General features: G+C 58.4%; 19 protein-coding genes and 1 tRNA gene. 13 read left to right on the top strand and 7 right to left on the bottom strand.

The genetic code is table 11. The annotated features are described in order from the left end of the window. The first annotated feature begins 41 nt into the window (after nucleotides 1-41). From AERO9A_RS10590 to AERO9A_RS10545, 10 genes are all read left to right on the top strand, one after another. Nucleotides 42-2,048, top strand: coding sequence for a Mu transposase C-terminal domain-containing protein (locus tag AERO9A_RS10590; protein WP_159971923.1), 2,007 nt, complete (start codon nucleotides 42-44; stop codon nucleotides 2,046-2,048). A gap of 22 nt (nucleotides 2,049-2,070) precedes the next feature. After that, nucleotides 2,071-2,790: an AAA family ATPase gene (locus AERO9A_RS10585; protein ID WP_159971922.1), complete on the top strand. Its 720-nt coding sequence runs from the start codon at nucleotides 2,071-2,073 to the stop codon at nucleotides 2,788-2,790. A gap of 3 nt (nucleotides 2,791-2,793) precedes the next feature. Continuing rightward, nucleotides 2,794-3,414, top strand: a complete 621-nt coding sequence (locus tag AERO9A_RS10580; protein ID WP_159971921.1) for an HTH domain-containing protein — start codon at nucleotides 2,794-2,796, stop codon at nucleotides 3,412-3,414. A 77-nt stretch (nucleotides 3,415-3,491) separates the two neighbouring features. Continuing rightward, the gene (locus tag AERO9A_RS10575) at nucleotides 3,492-4,202 is read left to right on the top strand and encodes a hypothetical protein (RefSeq protein ID WP_159971920.1); all 711 of its coding nucleotides are present in this window, start codon (nucleotides 3,492-3,494) and stop codon (nucleotides 4,200-4,202) included. A 217-nt stretch (nucleotides 4,203-4,419) separates the two neighbouring features. Then, nucleotides 4,420-4,848: a hypothetical protein gene (locus AERO9A_RS10570; RefSeq protein WP_159971919.1), complete on the top strand. Its 429-nt coding sequence runs from the start codon at nucleotides 4,420-4,422 to the stop codon at nucleotides 4,846-4,848. A 528-nt stretch (nucleotides 4,849-5,376) separates the two neighbouring features. Beyond that, nucleotides 5,377-5,721 carry a Mor transcription activator family protein gene (locus AERO9A_RS10565; protein ID WP_159971918.1) on the top strand — a complete coding sequence of 115 codons (345 nt, stop codon included), beginning with the start codon at nucleotides 5,377-5,379 and terminating at the stop codon, nucleotides 5,719-5,721. A 10-nt stretch (nucleotides 5,722-5,731) separates the two neighbouring features. Then, complete coding sequence (locus tag AERO9A_RS10560) at nucleotides 5,732-6,295, top strand: hypothetical protein (protein WP_159971917.1); 564 nt, start codon at nucleotides 5,732-5,734, stop codon at nucleotides 6,293-6,295. Between the two features lie 82 nt (nucleotides 6,296-6,377). Further along, nucleotides 6,378-7,286: a Mu-like prophage major head subunit gpT family protein gene (locus AERO9A_RS10555; protein WP_159971916.1), complete on the top strand. Its 909-nt coding sequence runs from the start codon at nucleotides 6,378-6,380 to the stop codon at nucleotides 7,284-7,286. 56 nt (nucleotides 7,287-7,342) lie between these two features. Continuing rightward, on the top strand, nucleotides 7,343-7,678 hold the full coding sequence (locus AERO9A_RS10550) for a hypothetical protein (RefSeq protein WP_159971915.1): 336 nt from the start codon (nucleotides 7,343-7,345) through the stop codon (nucleotides 7,676-7,678). Between the two features lie 61 nt (nucleotides 7,679-7,739). After that, nucleotides 7,740-10,223, top strand: coding sequence for a phage tail tape measure protein (locus AERO9A_RS10545; protein ID WP_159971914.1), 2,484 nt, complete (start codon nucleotides 7,740-7,742; stop codon nucleotides 10,221-10,223). Nucleotides 10,224-10,771: 548 nt separating this feature from the next. Here AERO9A_RS10545 and AERO9A_RS10540 read toward each other — a convergent pair. The 4 genes from AERO9A_RS10540 to dapA all read right to left on the bottom strand — a co-directional run bounded on the left by AERO9A_RS10540 (nucleotide 10,772) and on the right by dapA (nucleotide 13,954). Further along, nucleotides 10,772-10,861, bottom strand: a tRNA-Ser gene (locus tag AERO9A_RS10540). 126 nt (nucleotides 10,862-10,987) lie between these two features. Further along, a complete protein-coding gene (locus AERO9A_RS10535) occupies nucleotides 10,988-11,857 on the bottom strand; it encodes a phosphoribosylaminoimidazolesuccinocarboxamide synthase (protein ID WP_159971913.1) in 870 nt (289 codons plus the stop codon). Nucleotides 11,858-11,940: 83 nt separating this feature from the next. Continuing rightward, a complete protein-coding gene (gene bamC / locus AERO9A_RS10530; RefSeq protein ID WP_159971912.1) occupies nucleotides 11,941-13,059 on the bottom strand; it encodes an outer membrane protein assembly factor BamC in 1,119 nt (372 codons plus the stop codon). Nucleotides 13,060-13,075: 16 nt separating this feature from the next. Further along, entirely contained in the window at nucleotides 13,076-13,954 is an 879-nt protein-coding gene (dapA, locus tag AERO9A_RS10525; protein ID WP_159971911.1) for a 4-hydroxy-tetrahydrodipicolinate synthase, read from the bottom strand. 202 nt (nucleotides 13,955-14,156) lie between these two features. Between dapA and AERO9A_RS10520 the strand changes: the two genes are divergently transcribed. Both AERO9A_RS10520 and AERO9A_RS10515 read left to right on the top strand, forming a co-directional pair. Continuing rightward, nucleotides 14,157-14,714: a glycine cleavage system protein R gene (locus AERO9A_RS10520; RefSeq protein ID WP_159971910.1), complete on the top strand. Its 558-nt coding sequence runs from the start codon at nucleotides 14,157-14,159 to the stop codon at nucleotides 14,712-14,714. A gap of 22 nt (nucleotides 14,715-14,736) precedes the next feature. Beyond that, nucleotides 14,737-15,210, top strand: a complete 474-nt coding sequence (locus tag AERO9A_RS10515; RefSeq protein WP_159971909.1) for a peroxiredoxin — start codon at nucleotides 14,737-14,739, stop codon at nucleotides 15,208-15,210. A 104-nt stretch (nucleotides 15,211-15,314) separates the two neighbouring features. On the opposite strand, the gene AERO9A_RS10510 is transcribed toward AERO9A_RS10515, so the two are convergent. Next, nucleotides 15,315-16,379: an AI-2E family transporter gene (locus tag AERO9A_RS10510; RefSeq protein WP_159971908.1), complete on the bottom strand. Its 1,065-nt coding sequence runs from the start codon at nucleotides 16,377-16,379 to the stop codon at nucleotides 15,315-15,317. Between the two features lie 47 nt (nucleotides 16,380-16,426). Beyond that, nucleotides 16,427-16,666, bottom strand: coding sequence for a sulfurtransferase TusA family protein (locus AERO9A_RS10505; protein WP_159971907.1), 240 nt, complete (start codon nucleotides 16,664-16,666; stop codon nucleotides 16,427-16,429). Nucleotides 16,667-16,945: 279 nt separating this feature from the next. Between AERO9A_RS10505 and AERO9A_RS10500 the strand changes: the two genes are divergently transcribed. Next, nucleotides 16,946-18,379: a M48 family metalloprotease gene (locus tag AERO9A_RS10500; RefSeq protein ID WP_159971906.1), complete on the top strand. Its 1,434-nt coding sequence runs from the start codon at nucleotides 16,946-16,948 to the stop codon at nucleotides 18,377-18,379. A 171-nt stretch (nucleotides 18,380-18,550) separates the two neighbouring features. Here AERO9A_RS10500 and AERO9A_RS10495 read toward each other — a convergent pair whose 3' ends face one another. Then, nucleotides 18,551-20,929 (bottom strand): RND family transporter, encoded by a 2,379-nt coding sequence (locus AERO9A_RS10495; protein ID WP_159971905.1) that lies wholly within the window; start codon nucleotides 20,927-20,929, stop codon nucleotides 18,551-18,553. Between the last annotated feature and the right edge of the window lie 5 nt (nucleotides 20,930-20,934).

Here is a 20,934-nt window from a genome sequence, read left to right as displayed (position 1 = left end):
CAGCCAAATGACTGGGCCGGCAGGCACAGATAGAGGTGCCTATGAATACTTGGTACACCGCCCAGGAACTCGCCAGCCTGCCAGGCCTGCCTACTACGCCCCGCGCAATCCGCAGCTTCGCCCAGCGTGCGAGCTGGAGTAGCCAGCGCCGAATTGGTAGCAAAGCCAGCGAATACGCCTTCACGTCGCTGCCAGCCGAGACCCAACAGGCCTTGCTGGCAAAGGCTGTGGGTGCCTCCACCTCGCCGGAAACTATAGAGCGTGACGCGCTTTCGTCGTCACGCTTGAACGATAAGCAACGCTCAGTCATGGCCGCTCGCCTGGCCTTTATCCGCGAGATAGAGCATTTGGACAAAGTGACCTCGCAACGCCAGGCCATCGCTCTGCTGGTTACTCAGGCCAAGGCCGGTGAGCTTTCCCCTTACCTGGCTGAACGCCTGGAGCGTGCCAATGACCGCAAAGCCAGCGGTCGCAATCTATCGGAGCGGACGCTAAAACGCTGGCTGGCCGACTACAAACAGCATGGCGAGGCTGGCTTAGCCCCGGCCCGCCGCAAGGTGGACGTGAACGTGCCTGAGTGGGCAGCGGACTTTCTGCGCTGCTATCAGCGCCCGACCAAGCCCAGCGTTGAGGCCAGCTATGCGGAGTTCGCAGGCAAACACTCTGGCGAACGCCCGAGCATTCATCAGGTGCGGCGCTTCCTTAATAAGCTGAGCGTCGATGCCCGCATGCTTGGCCGCTGCAGCGCCCAGGAAGGCAAAGCGCACAAGGCATTCAATCGGCGCGACACAAAGAACATGCTGCCTGGCGAGGTCTATACCGCCGATGGGCATACCTTTGATGCCGAGGTGCTGAACCCGCGCACCGGCAAACCCTACCGCCCCGAAATCACCACAGTAATAGATGTAGCCACGCGGCGCGCCCTTGGCTTTTCGGTCGGTGAGGCCGAGTCACACATCGTCGTGCTCGATGCCCTACGTGATGCCGTGCAACGGGGCGGCATGTTCGTGATGTTCTATGTCGATAACGGCCCAGGCTACAAGAACCACACCGTCCGGGAAGTCGTAGAACGCCTAGGCGGCAGCATGATTCACGCCCTGCCCTACAACAGCCAGGCCCGTGGATTGATCGAGCGTGCCCATCAAACCATCTGGGTAAACGCGGCCAAGAAGATCCCGAGTTACCTGGGCGCCGACATGGATCGGCATGCAGGTAATAAGGTGCACAAGATCACTCGGCAACAACTGCGCGATGCTGGCCGTACAAGCCTGATGCCTACCTTCGCAGAGTTCCTGGCCGGTGCTGAGGCAGAGCTAGAAGCCTACAACCACAGGCCACACCGGGGCTTGCCCAAGATACGCGACCCGCAGACTTACCAGCGTCGGCACATGACGCCGCAGGAAGCGTGGGATGCCACCATTGCCAAGGGTTGGCAACCACTCACGGCACCGCCCGAAGTGGTGAACGACCTATTTCGCCCGCAGATCGTCCGCAAGACCATGCGCGGCGAAATCGCCTGGGCTGGCGAACGCTATGCACTGGATGCCCTGGCTGACCTACATGGCAAGCAGGTACGGGTTGCCTATGACGTGCGCGACGCATCTCGGGTGTGGGTACGCACCATGAGTGGCGAGCTGATCGGCGAAGCCAAGCTGAACGGTAATGCCAGCGACTACATAGCACCGTCGATAGTCGAGCAAGGCTATGCCAAACAGGCCAAGGGCCAGTTCAAGAAGACCGTGGCCAAGCTGGAGAACCTGACCGGACAGCGTGTCGAGCTAGTTTCAGAACCTGTTATCGACTACAGCCAGGAGCAGCTAGCCGCCGCCCGTCAGCATGCCGCACTTCTGGCCGCGCCGGTGCCAGCGCTCTTCAAGGTGCCGGACGATGCGATGGCCCGCTATCGACTCTGGCAGCGCCTGGATGCCCGCCTGCAGGCTGGCGAAAGCCTGTCAGATGAGGAGGCTCTATGGCACCAGCGCTACCCCGAACACCCTGACTATCACGCTATTCGGCGCGTATTCGAGCACGCCATACCCGCACGTTGAGCAGGCCGAGACGGAGAAGACTATGAACGGATCGCAGATCGTACCGTTGACCAATGTGGGGCTGCTGGCTAGTGCCATAGAGCGTGCGCAAAACCGCCCCAGCAATCTGCCTGGGCTGGTGGTGATGTACGGTGCCAGCGGCCTGGGCAAAACCGTGGGCGCCAACTTCGCGGCCAACATCTATCGCGGCTACTACGTCGAATGCCGGGACACCTGGACGAAGAAAGCCTTCCTCGCTGCCATCCTGAAAGAAATGGCCATTCTCCCGTTACGCACCATGTCAGAGATGGTCGACCAGATTGCCGAACAGCTCTCGCGCAGTCGCCGGCCCTTGCTTATAGATGACGCGCAATACCTTCTGGACAAGGCCATTGCCAACGTCCTCACCGATATCTACAACGCCAGTCACGGCACCATTGTGCTGATCGGTGAAGAGCGGGTGCCGCAGTCCATGCTCAAGCGCGAGCGACTGCACAATCGCGTTCTGGAGTGGGTGCCCGCTCTACCTGCCACACCTGACGACATGCGCGCCCTGGCCGATGCGAACTGCCCAAACCTGCACATCCAGGACGACCTACTGCAAGACCTCTGCAAGGCCGTGCGCGGCTGTCTGCGCCGTATCGTCGTCAACCTTCACTATGTCCAGTCCGAAGCCGCCGCGCTGTGCCTCGACAGCATCGGCCTGGCGCAATGGGGCGAACGTGGCTGGTTCACGGGCGATGCCCCGCTACGGCGGAACTGAGCCATGGCTAAACAAGGCCGCAAACCGGCACACAAAGAGCTGATCCGGGGCAAGAGCAACCGGCAACGCATGTGGGAAGCCATGCGGGAGAAGGCCGAGGGCTTCACCGGCTACCATATCGCTCGCCGCGCCAATGTCCATGACGCAACCGTGCGTAGTTATATCCAGTCCCTGGAGAAAGCTGGCTATCTGGAACGCATTGCAGGGGCAGATCATTTTGAAGAGCAGACACTGCGCCTGACAAAGGACACCGGCATCGAAGCGCCCGCTGTAACCCGGCAAGGCAACGCCAGTACAGCAGGCCAAGGCAATGAAGCAATGTGGCGCACCCTGCGCATTCTCGGCACGCTCAGTGCCAGGCAACTTGCAGAGCATGCGTCGGCCACAGTGACTGTCTCGCTCTGGAGTGCCCGCAGCTACTTGAAGTGGCTGAACCGCGCCGGCTATGTCGAGCTGCTTGCCGAAAAGCCAGGGGATAGAAACGCCCGATACAGCTTGCTCAGCAGTCGCTACACCGGGCCGCGCCCGCCCATGGTTCAACGCGGCGGACGGCTCTATGACCCGAACCTGGGCAAGGTGGTATTCATCCTCAAGCCCGAGGGTATTCCGGCTTGTGCAACTTGAAGACTACGTTTTGGCTTTGGCACCGATTGGAGTGCTGATACCGTAGCACCGTCATCAGTGAGTAGCAGAGCAGCTAAATGGACAAAGCCCGCATATTTTTCAATCGGAAAGGCGAACTGCAGGAAACGATTAGCTGCTTCGATATTACGAGCCGAGAGCACTACCGAAACCTTTGGCCCCTAGTCACCCCTGACGACCCGCCAAGACTTGTTAGCTGGGTCAGCCCTGTATTCGTGGGAGACAAATGCACTCGCCGTTCTCACTTCAGGAACTATACAGGTCGGCGCGGCGTTAATGCCAAAGTCGTTTTTGATGATGAAGAAAAAGAACGGCTTCGGCAAACCAGTGAAAGCCCACAACACAAACGCGCCAAGGAGCTTATCGCCGTCGAATTACAGCGACGCCTCGACGCTGGCCTTGCCCTGCCCTGGGCTTACAAAGACGAATCAGTAACCGAGTTCCATTTGGCAGGCAATCTGCTGCTGGGAGCTGAGGCGATTGTTATGGAACACAAGATTGCCACACCACCACCCTTGTCTAGCTATTACAGGCTGGATGTGGCGGTGCTCGGAAAGGCTGTTCTCAAGAATCCTACAATCTTAGCGGGGGTCGAAATTGAATACGGGCACGCATTCGATGGCCGTAAAGCCATTGCTAGCAAATGCTCAGGCTACCCCTTGATATCCATCGACATAACCGACCTAAAACTAGAAGAGATAACTGAACCGCCCCGGGTTTCGCGGAGGCTATTGTGTTTGAGTCAGACGGCCATCCCAACTACCGCCTGACTCAAACACAATAGCCTCCGCGAAACCCGGGGCGGTTCAAACGCCTGAATGGGCACAACGGGCTCTAACTGACACCACGCACACTGACCCACTCGGGCAACGCAAGACCTTTATTTACCTGAACCCGCTTCTCTATCCGCTTTATATTCAGCTACCGCCAGACCTCAAGCAAAAAAACCTACGCCATCAGTTCGTTATCTTCGCGCCAGACGAGCAGTTGAAAACCATCAAAGAAAAAATCGAAACTGTCAGAGGCCTACTGGGGTTATCCCTGAAAGATGTAACACTGCACCTGCCCAACGCCAAAAGTGAGCAGGCAAAGGTCATGGTTGAGAATTTAGGGGAGATCGTTGGTGCCGGCTGGAGAGACATGAACTCGCAGCAATGCTTAACCGTCTCTCTGGATCGCCCCCAAGCGGTTAATGACGTCCCCAGGCACCTCATGCACATTTTTCTGGCTATCTATCTTGCTGGCTGGTGTAACGCGCTGGTTGGCTATAAGTGGTGCATGGGCATTACCAACGATCACCCAGAACAAGACCTATGGGACACATGGTACAAAAAAGGCCATCACTACCCCGCCCCAAAGCGCCTGGCCATTCCGTTCGCTCAGTATGTTGCAGCCCTCAACCGACTCACCAGCTAAGCCGAAGAACGCTGAAAATCCAGATATCAGCATCTGTCGGTGTATTGGGCATCGCGCCCGCATCGAGAATACGGCTATACGTGAATTTAACGCAGGTTTAACGCGGCCCTAGCAGCGAGCGAGGGCGACGGTAGCACCCTGCCTCGAAAAACGCTGTGAGAGGCAGCTACGGGCTTCCTCCAGATTCAGCCTTACGCTTGTTGCTGTTCTTGCTTCGCAACGACGTCCTCGATTATCAAATCTCCCCCTCATTTCTTAGGCAACAACGATAAGAGCCGCCCAGCTTTCAAATATAAGTGGCGCTACCTTGCCGTTACTCGCATGCCATTCGTCGCCTCTGCAGAAAACTAGCGAAAAACCTGGCGTTGTCTTCCGGTGCTTCTCAGCAGCAAGGCTCTGTAAGACACCTGCCTCTAAACATCGTCCATTCAAAGCTAGCTGTGTGAGTTCTTTCACAAGGCTGAAATGCGATTCATAAGATCGGCTAGCAAAATATTTCAAGGAAATGAAATCCAACAGGGCAAATTCATGGCTTCGACCCATATAAAAAACACAGAGCGAAAATGGTCAGGGACTATCCAGGAGATGAAAAGCGTTCTTGAGCACGCAATTAATAAAAAGCTCGACAACCCAAAAGCAGCAGAAGAGCTGGCCAGGGATTGCGTGGTGGAGTTGTGCAACGTCATTGGCGGGCAAGTTCTTTATATTCCTCTTGGCCGCACCATTGAGCTCGCAATACGCAATCAAGAAATTTTTGAAGAGTGGAAAAGTGGCGACCCTGTAGCGAACATAGCTAAACGTCATCGCATATCAAGCCAAACCACGTACGACATAATTGCAAAAGAGCGCCAATCTCGGCGCCAAGAAAAATAAGGAGTCAACAATGAAAACTATTGATGCTGCTAAGACTGCGCTAGAGTCCATCCGAGAGGCCAGGCTTGCTATAAACCAGGGAGTCGAAGAATTAACCCTAAAAATCTCCCAAGCCAGCGATAAAAAAAGAAAACTCCAAAACAAAACCTTATCCCTTGCGGATTACGAGCATTATTTCTCGAATGAAATAAAGATGCGCGGAGAGCGCTATGCTGCACTATGGCTCGGGAGCCGAAAATCTAGAAGCGGAGCCGCAGGGATTGTTCCGCATAGCTCTATGCGCTGGAGTGAATTTGAATCTCGCGAAGCTGGCAAGATACTGGATGAGGTCATTGCGCCTGAGTCTCTAGGTGACGCCCTATGTTTTCTATTCCCGGAAACCATACAAAGCAAGTTAATGAGTTGCTTGCGTGACAGCCAACAATCTAACTGGACATCCCAAGGTGATCTTGACCGAGCTGAGCGGATGGTACTGGTACAAGAGGCGGAAGAAGAGGAAGAGCGCCTCAAGCATGAGCGCGATCAACTTTTCCACCAACTCAATGAAATAAACCAGGCACTCCAAGCAGGCTAATACACGCCACATCAATACTGCATTGAAAAACCTTCAATGCACCGAATTCATAAAATCAAAATTACAGATAGGCACTCAATATATGCTGATCAATAAAGAGTCCATCCAGGCGGCATTCGTCGGCCTGAAAACCCTGTTCGACAACGCATTCGCGGCGGCGCCCACCAGTTGGGAAAAGATCGCCATGAAGGTGCCCTCCAGTACGGGCAGCAACCTGTATGCCTGGCTGAGCGCCTTCCCGCGCATGCGCCGCTGGATCGGTGAAAAGCACGTCAAGAACCTGAAGGCCTACACCTACACCGTCGAGAACGAAGACTGGGAAGCCACCGTCGAGGTCGACCGCAATCACATCAAGGATGACCAAATGGGCATCTATGCGCCGCAAGCGCAGATGGCGGGACACTCGGCCAAGCAGTTGCCGGACGAGATCGTTTACGAGCTGGTTAATGGTGCCTTCACCAACCGCTGCTATGACGGGCAGTACTTCTTCGACACTGACCACCCGGTTGGTAGCGGCAGCGTCAGCAACAAGGGCACGGCAGCGCTGTCGATTGCCAGCCAGGCGGCAGCCCGTGCCAGCTATGGCGCTGGCTGCACCGCTATGCGCAAGTTCAAGGATGAGGATGGGCGCCCGCTGGGCATCAAGCCGACCATTCTGCTGGTTGGCCCAGCCCTGGAAGACATCGCCAAGGCCTTGCTAACCAACGACCGCCTGGAAGATGGCAAGGCCAACCCCTACAAGGGCACCGCCGAACTGGTGGTGGATGCACGCATCGAGTCGGATACCGCCTGGTTCCTGCTCGACACCAGCCTGCCGGTCAAGCCGTTCATCTACCAGGAACGCGAAGCCCCCAACTTCGTACAGCAGATCGACCCGAAAGCGGATGACGTGTTCAACCGCAAGAAATTCAAGTTCGGTGCCGAGGCTCGTGCAGCCGGTGGCTACGGCTTCTGGCAACTGGCCTACGGCTCAACAGGCAGCGGGGAATAGTCAACCCAATTGGTGAGTAGGTCGGCCACTTCAACTTATTGATACAAGGTCTACGCATGCAAACCATCGACAAGACATGGGACGGCCTCACCATAGAAGGAACCCTGATAGTCGGAATTTTGTTCGCAGGTGCTCGCCATAAGCATTTCATCATGCGCATTCCAATGGCTGGCGATTTAGTTTCCGCACAAGAAGACCACCCGAACGCCCCGCTTCAGGTTGTAACCATGGCGACCTATCACAGGCAGTTGTTAGCGGTAGGCGACATACCCAGTGAGTCACTGACATTCGATCTGATCAAAGCAGAGCTGGCAGAAATTGATTTAGCCCTGCTGGCTGCCGCAGATCAGAAGCTGGAAGAGCGTCTAGCTCAACCAGCCAGCGAAAATTAATTCCCAGCCCCTGAGTTCAACCCAGTAGCTGAACAAGTAACCCGAATAATAGGAGAAGCCAATGTCCAGTGACCTGCGCGTAGCCCTGCGCTTTCAAGCCCATGCGGGCAACACCCGGCGTGAGGTGCAGCAGCTAGAGCGTGAATTACGCCAGGCTGGTAAGAACGGCGCCAAGGCCTTGAGCGACGAAGCCAGCAAGGCTGGAGCGGTGGTCAACAAGGCCGGGCGCGAGGGGGCCGCCAGCTATCGCATCATTCGCCAGGCGATGCGTGAGGCTGCCACGCAAGGCGCTGGCGTGTTGCGCCAGGACGTCATCAAGACCCAGGCCGAACTCAAGCAACTGGGGCTCATCGGCCGTCAGGCCGCCAAAGATGCTAAAGCCGAGTTGGTCAGAACTGACCGCGAAGGTATGCAGCCGCTGGCCCGCAGTGTGAACAACACCGACAACGCGCTACGCCGTATGGCGCAGAATGGTGGCCGCAACCTGCGAGCACTGAAGACCATTGCGGCGGGCATGCGCTCCGAGTTCGACCGACTGAAGCATGTGGGCAGCTCGACGATGGGCCAGTTGGCGGGCTTTGGTGTGGGTGTCGGGGCAGCGGCGAGCCTCAAGAGCAGTGCAATGCTGGATCGGCAGTTGATCCGTACTCAGCAAACCGCTGGCATGACCACCCAACAGCGCGACGAATGGCGACAAGAAGGGCAGCGTATTGGATCGGCCTATGGGGTTGATCCAGCGGCCATCTATACGGGTGGGGATGCCCTGTTGGCGGGTGGCCTCAGCTATGCGGCAGTCAAGGCGAGCGCCGATGCAATGGGCCAGGCCAGCGCGGTGACTGCGGCTGACCCGGCCATTTTGGCGGACGCTCTTATGTCCGGTGCGGCTGCTTTCAATATCGACCTAGAGAAAGGCGGCGCAGCCCTGGACATGCTCCAGAAAATGACAGTCGCTGGCCGTCTTGGTCGGGCCGAGCTGGAGAACCTGTCCGATATTTTCCCCAAAATTGGGGGAGACGCTCAGGCCGCAGGTATGAGCCTGGAGCAGTCCCTGGCGTTTGTTGAGACGCTCTCCGCGACGGAGGGGGCGCCCGACCGGCTGGGCACATTGGCGGCATCCACACTGCGCATGTTCACAAACCCGCAGTACCGCGACCAGATCACCAAGACCACGGGCCTCTCGTACTACAACAAGGACGGAAGCACGCGCAGTCCGCTGACTTTCCTACAGGATATCGGCACGCAGTATGGGCGGCTCACCACCGATAAAGAGCGCGCTAAATACATGGGTACGGTCTTTAAGGGGATGGATCAGGATTTGCTGCGCGGCGTCCGCTACCTGCTGAGTGATGGCGTTCTAGATAAGTTTGCAAGCCACACTCAAGCTATTAGCGAAGGCGCACCCGTATTTAATAAAGACTTGGCCGATAACACGGGTAGTGCATCCGGCACCGCTGGCCGCATGCGCGCAACACTTGGCCAGGCCATCGACCGGATGGCTCAACCCCTGAACAAACAGCTCGCAGACTTCGGCACCTACCTGCTCGATGACCTGAATCTCTCTGGTGAGCAGATGCTGGCAGGGGCTGTAGGCACTGGTGTGGCGGGCTACTACGCCGGGCGCGGTGCCAAAGCAGGCGCTGGATCGTTGCTGAACAAGTTCCTGGGTGGTACGGATACCCTCAAGAATCTGGCCGTTGGCAAGGTGCTGGAGGAAGCAACCGGCGTGCAGTCGGTGTTCGTCACCAACTGGCCTGCGGCAGGATTAGCTGGTGGCATTGATCTGCCAGAGACAGGTGATAAGCCAAACAAAAAGCCGCCAGCGCGGCCCTCACCCTCTAATAATCGAGTCAGTAACTTTGGCAAGCTCGTCGGGCTGTTGGAGCTGACGAAAAGATTCGGGCCAGCAGGTTTTGTAGTTGGCAGCAGCCTACTGTTATCCGGGGCGTCGGGGGCGCAAGACGACGCAGCACGCCTGGCCATGGTGCCCCGTGACAAGTCGCTGACCGATGGCCAGAAAACCTACCAGGAAGCCTTCTATCGCAACCGCATCGCCCTGGCCGACGAGGCGCCCGAGGATCTGAGCTACGGTGAGCGGCAGACCTGGCTCAACGACAATGCCCAGCACCTCGCTCACCAGCAAACGGGGCTGACCTCGCAGGGCCAGTCCATTGCCGACGCCAAGACCTGGGCCAGCGACCTCAACAACCGCCTACGCAATGCCATCAGCGCCAAGCCAGTCACGGGTTTGGAGCTGCTGGATGTCACCCACTCGCAGCAGTTTCGTGATGACGTGCAGCAGATTACCCGTGCCGATGGCGTTGGCGCATGGGCCGGTGCCACAGCGGCCAGGTTGGATAACCCACCGTCCCCGCTTGCGGGCCAGCCTGGGCTTACGCCCGATGTCGCGGGCGCCGTGCAAGGCCTGCTCAACCAGATCCAGTCGCTGGTCGGCCAGCCCCTGGTCATTGAAGTGCGTACGGACTCGGACATGATCTATGCCGACGTTGAGCGGCGTGCGGGCATACAAGCGAGAAGAGGGCAGTAAGCGGGACATGATTAGATAGCGGCGCTTGCGGCGCTATCTTTTACAATTGCAGATGTCTGGGAAAAGCGGCTGGCTATGAACGCCTATGAGCGTCAGCAGCTAAGCACCGATGAGCGCTAACGAGCTGTAATGGTTCAGCCGCTTTTCTCAGACATCTAAAACAATAGGCAAGTGACCATAACATTGCCTATAGCTTAATCTACAGGAATCCATTGGCTGAGCAGTCCCCGCCAGGACGCCCAACCCTACAGCCAGGTAGCCTGACGTGTGGCGGCGCGTTAGGCATCGCCTAAGGCCATAGGTTTGAATTGGAAATTTAGGCGGCATTAGAGGGCGCCAGAGCACGCAATACGCGGTGCCAAATGAACCGCTAAATCCGCACGTTATTCGCCTTACAGGCGGTGCCAAATATCCTGCAAGGAAGTGCCAAATCCGGCGCCTCCTTACAGCAGCCTCACCCGCTTTCGACAGTTCTTCGACACCTTGCATGCCGCAGATAACAAAAGCCCCCGAAACTCTAGGAATTTCAGGGGCTTAGGCTTGAGATATGGCGGGAAGATAGGGATTTGAACCCTAGGTGCCATTGCTGACACAACGGATTTCGAATCCGTCCCGTTCGACCACTCCGGCATCTTCCCAAGCGGCGCGCATGATAACAGCTCAATACGCTTTGGCGAAGCTTATTTTGAAAAAAATTCTTGTGCTATCAGTCGCTTGTGAAAGACCGACGATTACTCGGCCTTTCCTTGGCGGCTTCAACGCTTTCAGGCGGTGAGGCGAGTCAGGGCTTCGCGGTATTTGTCGGCGGTTTTCTGCGCGACGTCTGCCGGTACGGCCGGGGCCGGGGCCTGTTTGTTCCAGCCGGTGGATTCCAGCCAGTCACGCACGAACTGCTTGTCGAAGCTCGGTGGGTTGCTGCCTTCGGCGTAGCTGTCGGCCGGCCAGAAGCGGCTGGAGTCCGGGGTCAGCACTTCGTCCATCAGGGTCAGGGTGCCGTCTTCGTCCAGGCCGAACTCGAACTTGGTGTCGGCGATGATGATGCCGCGCGTGGCTGCGTATTCGACCGCTGCGCTGTACAGGGCAATGGCGGTGTCACGCACCTGGGCGGCCAGTTCGGCGCCGATGATGGCCTCGCACTGCTCGAAGCTGATGTTCTCGTCGTGGTCGCCTACGGCGGCCTTGGTCGAGGGGGTGAAGATCGGCTGCGGCAGCTTGGCCGCTTCCTTCAGACCTGCCGGCAGGGCGATGCCGCAGACCGTGCCGCTCTTCTGGTATTCCTTCCAACCGGAGCCGACGATGTAGCCGCGCACGATGGCCTCCACGGCGACCGGCTTGAGGCGTTTGGCGACCACGGCGCGGCCTTCGACCAGCGGCAGTTCGGCGGCCGAGACCACGTCTTCGACCTTGTCGCCGGTGAAGTGGTTGGGCACTACGCCAGCCAGCTTGTCGAACCAGAAGTTGGAGATGGCGGTAAGGATCTTGCCCTTCTCCGGGATCGGCTGCTCGAGGATCACGTCGAATGCCGACAGACGATCAGTCGCCACCATCAGCATGCGCTTGTCGTCGATTTCGTAGAGGTCGCGAACCTTGCCCGAGTAGATCTTCTTCAGGCTCAGGGTGGTAGGTGTGCTCATGTCGGCATTTCCGTTTCTGAGAAACAAAACAGGCGAAACCCTGCACGGGTTTCGCCTATCGATGATCGGCTGGCCAGGGCCTATTAGCCGAGATTGTCCTGAATCAGGCTCAGGATGCGGCGCGCGGTGTCGGACGGCGCCACGGTGTTGAGGTCCTTGTCTACCGTTACTTGCACGCTGTCACCCACAGTGGTCAGACGTACTTGGTAACGCTCGGCACGGGCGTCAATCTCTTCCTTGCTCGGCTTGCCGCCGAACAAACGACTGAAGAAGCCAGGCTGCTCATCACGCTTCTGCGCCCCCTCAGCCAGGTTGATGTAGTAGACGCCCAGACTGCGGTTGAGGTCGTCAACACGAATGTCGGCCAACTCCAGTGAGCGCCCCACACTCGACCAGGCGCGGTCGAAGTCAGCCCCCAGGTTGAGCAGCGGATTGCCGTTACCGTCCTCGCTCAGGCTAACGCGGCTCGGCGCGTCGTAGTCGCGGGCAGCCAACAGGGAAACCGAACCGCCCTGCTCTACGCTGCGCGCCATGCTGACGAGCATTTCATCCAGCAAGGCGCTTTCGAGACTGGAATTTGCCTTGTCGGCGAAAGCCACATCAGCGCTGCTGCCGGCCGGACGCTGAGCGCTGGCGATGAATACTTCGCTGGTATTGCGCTGCACGCCTGGCTCGATGCGAACGCGTACTCGCGTTTCAGCATCGGCAGCAACATCTGATACGCGACTACTGAGCTGGCGCGCCATGTTTGCAGAGAGTTCATCGAAACGCTGCCAGGTGGTGGTGAATTCGCCCACCTGTGGGCGCTCTTCAGCAATCCGAAAACCATTGTCCTCGAAGAATTGACGCGCCAGCGGCCAGACTTCAGCCGGTACGCGTTGCGCCACGATCCAGCGCGAATCACCACTGTTCTGCAAGCTGAACTCGCGCTCGTCGGCACGGATCTGCATGGCCATTGGCCGTGGCACTTCAAACTCACCAGAGGTCTGAGCTGCGTTGGGCACCTGTGCTGGCACTGGCAGCAACGGGTCAAGGCGCTTGGCGTCGACATCGGCAGGCAGCTTCATGGGTGCGGTTTGGCGCGCCTCCAGATAGTCGCTACCGCGATCACGGAAATAGCCATCCTCACCCCAGAGCCAGCCGCAACCGCTGGTGCTGGAGATGATCAGAGCAAGGGCGGAAAATCCGGCCAGTCGCTTCATGCGTAGAATCCTTAGGTTAAGCCAGTAGACCGCACTGGCGCATAGCCTGGCGCAGCGGTTCATGACAACGAGGGCTGAGCCAGGTCAGTGGCAAACGAATGCCATCGCCCATCATACCCATCTCGTGCAGCGCCCACTTCACTGGAATCGGGTTGGATTCGAGGAACAGCGCCTTGTGCAGCGGCATCAGGCGATCATTGATGGCTCGCGCAATAGCGGCCTCGCCACGCACGGCTGCGGCGCACAGGTCGCTCATGGCGCGCGGTGCGACGTTGGCGGTGACCGAGATATTGCCCTTGCCGCCGAGCAGCATCAGCTCAACAGCAGTGGCATCGTCACCGGAGTAGACGAGGAAATCCTTGCTGACGCGATCGAGGATGTCTTGAGCGCGTTGCAGGTCGCCAGTGGCTTCCTTGATACCGATGATGTTGTCGATCTTGGCCAGACGCTCGACGGTTTCCGGGAGCATGTCGCACACCGTGCGGCCCGGTACGTTATAGAGGATCTGTGGGATGGCCACGGCTTCGGCGATGTGCCGAAAGTGCTGATATAAGCCTTCCTGGGTCGGCTTGTTGTAATACGGCGTGACCAGCAGACAGGCATCGGCGCCAACGTCCTGGGCCGCGCGGGTCAGCTCAACGGACTCACGAGTGGAATTGCCACCGGTGCCAGCGATCACCGGGATTCGCCCGGCGACCTGCTTGACCACGCGTTTGATCACTTCGATATGCTCGGGCACTTCCAGCGTTGCGGACTCACCCGTGGTGCCGACCGCGACGATGGCATTGGTACCTTCCTGCAGGTGGAAATCCACCAGTTTGCTCAGGGCGTCCCAATCCAGTTCCCCCTGCGCATCCATGGGCGTGACCAGTGCCACCATACTGCCCGCAATCATGCAACCGCTCCTGCCGGAAAAATTGAGCCGTAATGGTACTGGCGCCTCTTGTCCGGCACAAGCAAGGAACACGGCCGTCACTGCGTCTTCACTCAGTCCGATCAGCGCACTCGGCATTCCCCTCGACGGCGCTTTTCGCTACCCTTCTGCCTTTGCTCCGTCGCCTTGGTGACCGGGCCCTTCATCGCTTTAGGAAGGCTGAATGTCCACCCCCCCCGTTCGCGAACAGTTCCTGCTCATCAGCGCACTTGGCCCAGACGCCATGGCCCTGACCAATCTGCTCAGCCGTACCGCCCACGAGAACCGTTGCGCAGTCATCAGCACCCGTCTTAGCCGTCATGGCGAGTACAGCGCGCTGGTGCTGCAGGTCTCCGGTAACTGGGATGCCCTGGCTCGCCTGGAATCCAGCCTGCCAGCACTGGCCAAGAAGCACGATTTCTCGGTCAATGTGATTCGCAGCGGCGCCGCCGAGGTACGCCCACAGGCGCTGCCCTACGTGGCTTACGTCAGTGCCGTATATCGCCCGGACATTCTCAACGAACTGTGCCAGTTCTTCCTCGATCATCGCGTCGAACTGGAGAGCCTGACCTGCGACACCTACCAGGCGCCGCAGACCGGCGGCACCATGCTCAATGCCACACTGACCGTGACCTTGCCAGCCGGCACGCAGATCAGTTGGCTGCGCGACCAGTTCCTCGACTTCGCCGATGCCCTGAATCTGGATGCGCTGATCGAACCCTGGCGCCCCCAAAACCCCTGATAGCCGTACGCAAGGAGTTTTTATGTCCGTAGCGCTCGACAAAGCCGTTGCCGATTTCCAGGCCACCGCCACCAGCGGTCAGCAGGTCAAGCTGTCCGAACTGAAAGGCCAACAGGTGGTGCTGTACTTCTATCCCAAGGACGCAACCCCAGGCTGCACCACCGAGGGCATGGACTTCAGCGCCCGCTTCGAGCAGTTCAAGGCCGCCAATACGCTGATCTTCGGCGTATCGATGGACAGCCTGAAAAAGCACGAGAGCTTCAAGTGCAAGCAGGCCTTCCCCTTCGAACTGATCAGTGACGAAGAGCACCAACTCTGCGACCTGTTCGGCGTGTATCAGTTGAAGAAGAACTACGGCAAGGAATACATGGGCATCGTGCGCAGCACCTTCCTGATCGACAAGGACGGCGTGCTACGTGAAGAGTGGCGCAATGTGAAAGTCGCCGGCCACGTCGACAAGGTGCTTGCTGCCGCCGAGGCGCTGAACCAGGCCTGAGCCCCAGCCAATGAAAAACGCCGCGCCCCCCCCCCCTTGAGGATCGCGGCGTTTTTGTTTCTGGGGTATTTAAGCGGCTGAAGCCGCTCCTAACACCCCGACCTTCACTGGCCAGACACTGGCTCGCTTCTTGGCCAGGCGTTGATCACTGCCTTGAACAAGGTCGCCAGAGGAATGGCGAAGAATACGCCCCAGAAGCCCCACAAGCCGCCGAACAGCAGCACCGCACAGATGATCGCCACCGGGTGCAGATTGACCGCTTCAGAGAACAGCAACGGCACCAGCACATTACCGTCGAGCGCCTGGATGATGCCATAGACCACCATCAGATAGATGAACTGGTCGCTCCAGCCCCACTGAAACAAGCCGATCAGCGCCACCGGCACCGTGACAACCACCGCGCCGATGTAAGGCACCACCACCGACAGACCGACCAGCAACGCCAGCAGCGCCGCATAGTTGAGCCCCAGATAAGCGAAAGCGATGTAGGTGACCACCCCACAAATAATGATCTCGATGAACTTGCCACGAATGTAGTTGGCGATCTGCTGATTCATTTCCTGCGCCACCTGCGTGATCAGCGCACGTTCGCGCGGCAGATAGCCACGGAACCAGCGCCCGATCAACTCGCGATCCTTGAGGAAAAAGAACACCAGAATCGGCACCAGCACCAGATAGATCATCAGACTAACCAGCAGCGGCAGGCTGGAGAGCGAAAACGACAAGGCCCACTGACCGAACTTACCCGCCTCGCCACGCATGCTGGCAATCAGTTGTACCACCTGAGCATCGGTGATCAGGTGAGGATAGCGCTCAGGCAGCAGCAAAAAGACGGCCTGCCACTCCGATGCCATGCGCGGTAATTCGTTGAACAGCGTACTAAGCTGCTGCCAAAGCAACGGCATGAGCACCAGCAGAAATACCGTCAGAGCCCCCATGAACAAGGTGAAGACCAGCCACACAGCCAGCGCTTGCGGCACTTTCAGGCGCTCCAGACCGTTGACCAGCCCTTGCATCAGAAACGCCAACACCAATCCCGTGAGCACCGGTGCCAGCATGCCGCCTAGCGTCAGCACCACCGCGAACCCCAACACCAGCAATACAGCCAGCACCACCGCCTGCTCATCGGAGAAGTAGCGGTGAATCCAGTTTTGCAGAACCTTGACCATCAGAAATCCTTCAAAAAATGCCCGCACGATAGTGCGAGCCCTCGCTATCAGGCCTTGCGCAACCAATAGCGATAAACGCCTTGTTGCACGTCCTCGTGCAACAAGGTATGCCCGGCCAGCGTCGCAAATGCACGAAAATCGCGTTGCGAGCCTGCATCAGTGGCGATGACCTTCAGCACAGCGCCGCTGGCCAGACGATTGAGTTCAAGCTTGGCCTTGAGCAGCGGCAAAGGGCAATTGAGCCCACTGGCATCGAGTTCGGCCTCGAAAGCCGGCGTATCTGTCATCGTTTACTCCAGCAGAAAAGGGCTAGACCCTGCCGCCGCACGCATGACCACGTGCGATGCCAGGTTTTACATGAGGCTTGGCGCTACACAGCGCAGCGAGCCGGACCAAAGAACGCGCCTTATCTGCATCCACGCGTAGTGGGGGAATTGGGCGCAGTGGCGCACGGCTCACACCGAAACAACAACGCCGCCTAGGATACCGAACGCGTCCGATCCCTGGCCAGCACAGCACTCAGCCAGCTACAGTAAGCCCTTTCGTCAGCCAAGAGCCTCAGTTGCATGACTTTTCTGCGCCCTACCCTGTTGACGCTCGCCTGCCTACTCGCCGCCAACGCCAGTGCCGATGACCTGCCCTCGCTCGGCGACGCCAGCTCATCCATCGTCTCGCCCCAGCAGGAGCACCAGCTTGGTCGCGCCTGGCTGGCTCTGCTGCGCGGCCAAGTACCCCAGCTCGACGATCCACAGCTCAAGGAGTTCGTCGAAAACAGCGTCTATCGCCTGGCCGAGACCAGCCAAGTGCAAGACCGGCGCCTGGAGTTCATCCTACTTAACAGCAACCAGCTCAACGCCTTCGCCGCCCCCGGCGGGATCATCGGCGTCAACGGCGGCCTGTTCCTTTATGCCCAGACCGAAGCTGAATACGCCTCGGTTCTGGCGCACGAACTGGCGCACTTGTCGCAGCGCCACTTCGCCCGTGGGGTTGAAGCCCAGCAGCGTATGCAACTGCCAGTGATGGCCGCGATGCTGGCCGGCATCGTGGCGGCCGCCGCCGGGGCGGGTGATGCCGGCATGGCGACCATTTTTTCAGCCCAGGCCGCAGCGATTCAGGAACAACGCCGCTTCTCTCGCCAGAACGAGCAAGAGGCTGACCGTATCGGCCTGGTCAACCTAGAGCGTGCCGGTTATGACCCGCGAGCGATGCCAAGCATGTTCGAGCGCCTGATGCGGCAATACCGCTACGACGCCAAGCCGCCGGAGTTCCTGCTCACTCACCCGGTGTCCGAATCACGTATCGCCGACACCCGTAACCGCGCCGAGCAATATTCGGGCAAAGGCGTTGAGGACAGCCTGCACTACCAATTGATGCGCGCTCGCGTGCAACTGACCTACGAGGAAACGCCCGGCGTGGCGGCCAAGCGTTTTCGCGCCATGCTCGACGAGAACCCCAAGCTCGACGCCGCCCGCTACGGCCTGGCTCTGGCGCAGATGAAAAGCGGTCAACTGAGCGAGGCCCAGCAGACCCTGCAGCCGCTACTGAAAAGCGCGCCTGATGATCTGACCTACAACCTGGCTCAACTCGAACTGGACATGGCGCAGAACCACCTGGACGACGCCCAGCGCCGTCAGAGCCGACTGCTTACCCTCTACCCCAGCAGCTACTCACTGCAGCAGACGCGGATCGACTTGCTGCTCAAGCAGCGCCGCATTCAAGATGCCGAGCGTGCCCTGGACGAGTTGCTGAAGTCACGCGATAAAGACCCGGATGTCTGGTACCAAGTCGCCGAAGTACGAGGCCTGAGCGGCAATACCATTGGCCTGCACCAGGCACGCGCCGAATACTTCGCGCTCGTCGGTGACTACAAACAGGCGCTGGAACAACTGGACTTCGCCAAACGCCGCGCCGCCAACAACTTCCAGCTTGCGTCACGCATCGACGCACGCCAGCGCGAACTGGAAGACGAGCAACGCATGGTCAACCAGATGCTGCGCTGATTCGTGCTAAGCCGAGGGCGCAGCTATATGCTGCGCCCTTTTCGTTTGTGCCTGGGCATCATCCCACGCGCGCCCGGCAAAGCCATCTGCACCTGATATGCCGCAATGCAAAACGCCGCGCCCATGGGCACGGCGTTTTGCTGAGTCATCGGCGCCAATGGCGCGCGATGATCAGTGAGCCAGCAGCGAACCGCCCTTCTTGCCCGCCAGTTTCTCGGGCTTGATCAAAAAGCGCGCCAGTGCCGGCAACAAAAGCATGGCGCCGAACATGTTGACGATGAACATGAAGGTCAGCATCAGGCCCATATCGGCCTGGAACTTGATCGCCGAGAACATCCAGGTTGCCACACCGATAGCCAGACACAGACCCGTGAACAGCACCGCCTTACCGGTTGACTTGAGCGTCTGGTAATAGGCCTCTTGCAAAGGCATTCCCGCGCGCAGGAAGCTCTCCAGGCGGCTGTAGATGTAGATGCCGTAGTCCACGCCGATGCCCACGCCGAGTGCAATCACCGGCAGGGTCGCGACTTTCATGCCGATACCCAGCCAGGCCATCAGGGCATTGCCCAGAATCGAAGTCAGGATCAGCGGCAGCACAATGCAGATCATCGCGGGAATCGAGCGGAAGGTGATCAGGCACATCACCGCCACCCACAGATACACCAGCGACAGCATCAGCAACTCGGAGGTGGAAATCACCTCGTTAGTCGCAGCCTCGATACCGGCATTGCCCGAAGCCAGCAGGAACTGCAGACCGTCACGATTGTGCTCATCGGCGAACGCCTGTACAGCGGCAACGGTACGCTTGAGGGTTTGCGCCTTGTGATCTTCGAGGAACAACAGCACCGGCGCCAGCGAGCAGTCGGCGTTGTACAGACCGTCAGCACGAGCGATGGAGTTGTTCAGCACATCCTGGTTGCGCGACAGGGTTTCCCACTTCAGGTTGCCCTCGTTCATACCCTTGATCAGTTGCTTGGAGACCGTGACCATGGAAATGGCGGATTGCACGCCGGGCGTATTCTCCATCCGCCACATCAGCTCATCCATGGCAGCTAGCGAATCGTAGCGCGAGCAACCCTCACGATTGGTCTTGACCATCACCACCAGCACGTCGGAGCTGGTCGAGTAGTTCTGGATGATGAAGTCGTTATCCAAGTTGTAGCGCGAATCCGGGCGCAACTCCGGCGCCCCCTGATCGAGGTCACCAACCTGCAGATTGGCCTTCTGGTATAGGAAGCAACCGACACCGGCCAGCAACGCGATAACCACCATGAACGGCGCCACACGCGGGTGCGCGGCATTCGACAACAGGCGCCACAGGGGCTTTTCAAGCGTTTCTTCGCGCTTGCTGCGAGCCACGGCCTTCTTGCTGATACCCAGGTAGGAAATAGCCACCGGCAGCAGAATCAGGTTGGTGAAGACGATGACCAACACACCGATCGAAGCACCGATGGCCAGTTCATGAATCACACCGATATCAATGACCAACAACGCGATGAAGCCCACCGCATCCGCCAGAATCGCAATCATGCCCGGCAGGAACAATTGCCGGAAGGTCAGCCGCGCGGCCATCAGCGAGTTTTCCGCGCCACTGGACTGCAAGGCGATCCCGTTGATTTTCTGCACGCCATGGGACACGCCGATGGCGAAAATCAAGAAAGGCACGAGCATTGAGTAGGGATCGATACCGAAGCCGATCAAATGGATCAGCCCCAATTGCCAGACCACGGCGATCAGCGTAGTGGCCAGAACGCCGATGGTGCTGCGGATACACCAGCTAAACCAGTACAGCAGGGCAAAAGTAATCAGCAGCACGATGCCGAAGAAGCCCACCACCATAATCAGACCATCGATCAGGTCACCGACCTTCTTGGCGAAACCGACGATGTGCACCTGCACATTCGGATTGAGCGCCTGATACTTGTCGCGAATCTTGGCCTCTAGCTCGTGGGAGAACTGCTGATAATCGAGCTTGATCAACTTGCCCTGATCGTTTGGATCCGGGTAGGACTCCAGCAACGGCACATCGATGATGCTGGACTTGAAGTTGTTGGCGACCAGACGGCCAATCTGCCCTGACTTGAGCACATTGCCACGCAGCTCGTTCAAACTGTCAGCACTGCCGTCGTAGGTTTGCGGAATCACCTCACCACCGGCGAAGCCCTCCTCGGTCACCTCGGTCCAGCGCACGCTGGGACTCCACAGCGACTTCAGACTGGAGCGATCCACGCCATTGATGTAGAAAACTTCGTCGTGGATCTGGCGCAGCGTCTCCATGTACTCCTTGGAGAAGATGTCACCATTTTTGGCCTCCACCGAAATACGCACGGTGTTGCCCAGATTCGCCAGATCGTTACGGTGCTCCATCATGTTCTGAATGAAGGGGTGCGACAGCGGGATCATCTTCTCGAAACTGGTCGAGGGGCGAATCTGCATCGCTTGATAGAACAAGAAAATCGTAGTCAGCAAACAGAGCAGGATAACCGCCGGCCGGTTGTTGAAGATCAGGCGTTCCAGAAAGGTCGCCTTGTTCGTTTGATGGTCGGACATCGAAA

Origin of the sequence: Pseudomonas sp. 8Z, from assembly GCF_902506535.1 — a bacterium.
In the GTDB taxonomy this organism is placed as follows: Bacteria; Pseudomonadota; Gammaproteobacteria; order Pseudomonadales; family Pseudomonadaceae; genus Aquipseudomonas.
The sequence above is the reverse complement of the archived record's forward strand: the minus strand, read 5'-3'. Positions and strand labels throughout refer to the sequence as shown.

Coding starts and splice junctions, on each gene's coding strand:
- AERO9A_RS10550 (WP_159971915.1), top strand. CDS start 7,343: ATGCAAACCATCGACAAGACATGGGACGGCCTCACCATAGAAGGAACC.
- AERO9A_RS10500 (WP_159971906.1), top strand. CDS start 16,946: ATGACTTTTCTGCGCCCTACCCTGTTGACGCTCGCCTGCCTACTCGCC.
- AERO9A_RS10565 (WP_159971918.1), top strand. CDS start 5,377: ATGGCTTCGACCCATATAAAAAACACAGAGCGAAAATGGTCAGGGACT.
- dapA (WP_159971911.1), bottom strand. CDS start 13,954: ATGATTGCGGGCAGTATGGTGGCACTGGTCACGCCCATGGATGCGCAG.
- AERO9A_RS10510 (WP_159971908.1), bottom strand. CDS start 16,379: ATGGTCAAGGTTCTGCAAAACTGGATTCACCGCTACTTCTCCGATGAG.
- AERO9A_RS10555 (WP_159971916.1), top strand. CDS start 6,378: ATGCTGATCAATAAAGAGTCCATCCAGGCGGCATTCGTCGGCCTGAAA.
- AERO9A_RS10495 (WP_159971905.1), bottom strand. CDS start 20,929: ATGTCCGACCATCAAACGAACAAGGCGACCTTTCTGGAACGCCTGATC.
- AERO9A_RS10520 (WP_159971910.1), top strand. CDS start 14,157: ATGTCCACCCCCCCCGTTCGCGAACAGTTCCTGCTCATCAGCGCACTT.
- AERO9A_RS10590 (WP_159971923.1), top strand. CDS start 42: ATGAATACTTGGTACACCGCCCAGGAACTCGCCAGCCTGCCAGGCCTG.
- AERO9A_RS10575 (WP_159971920.1), top strand. CDS start 3,492: ATGGACAAAGCCCGCATATTTTTCAATCGGAAAGGCGAACTGCAGGAA.
- AERO9A_RS10580 (WP_159971921.1), top strand. CDS start 2,794: ATGGCTAAACAAGGCCGCAAACCGGCACACAAAGAGCTGATCCGGGGC.
- bamC (WP_159971912.1), bottom strand. CDS start 13,059: ATGAAGCGACTGGCCGGATTTTCCGCCCTTGCTCTGATCATCTCCAGC.
- AERO9A_RS10545 (WP_159971914.1), top strand. CDS start 7,740: ATGTCCAGTGACCTGCGCGTAGCCCTGCGCTTTCAAGCCCATGCGGGC.
- AERO9A_RS10505 (WP_159971907.1), bottom strand. CDS start 16,666: ATGACAGATACGCCGGCTTTCGAGGCCGAACTCGATGCCAGTGGGCTC.
- AERO9A_RS10515 (WP_159971909.1), top strand. CDS start 14,737: ATGTCCGTAGCGCTCGACAAAGCCGTTGCCGATTTCCAGGCCACCGCC.
- AERO9A_RS10535 (WP_159971913.1), bottom strand. CDS start 11,857: ATGAGCACACCTACCACCCTGAGCCTGAAGAAGATCTACTCGGGCAAG.
- AERO9A_RS10560 (WP_159971917.1), top strand. CDS start 5,732: ATGAAAACTATTGATGCTGCTAAGACTGCGCTAGAGTCCATCCGAGAG.
- AERO9A_RS10585 (WP_159971922.1), top strand. CDS start 2,071: ATGAACGGATCGCAGATCGTACCGTTGACCAATGTGGGGCTGCTGGCT.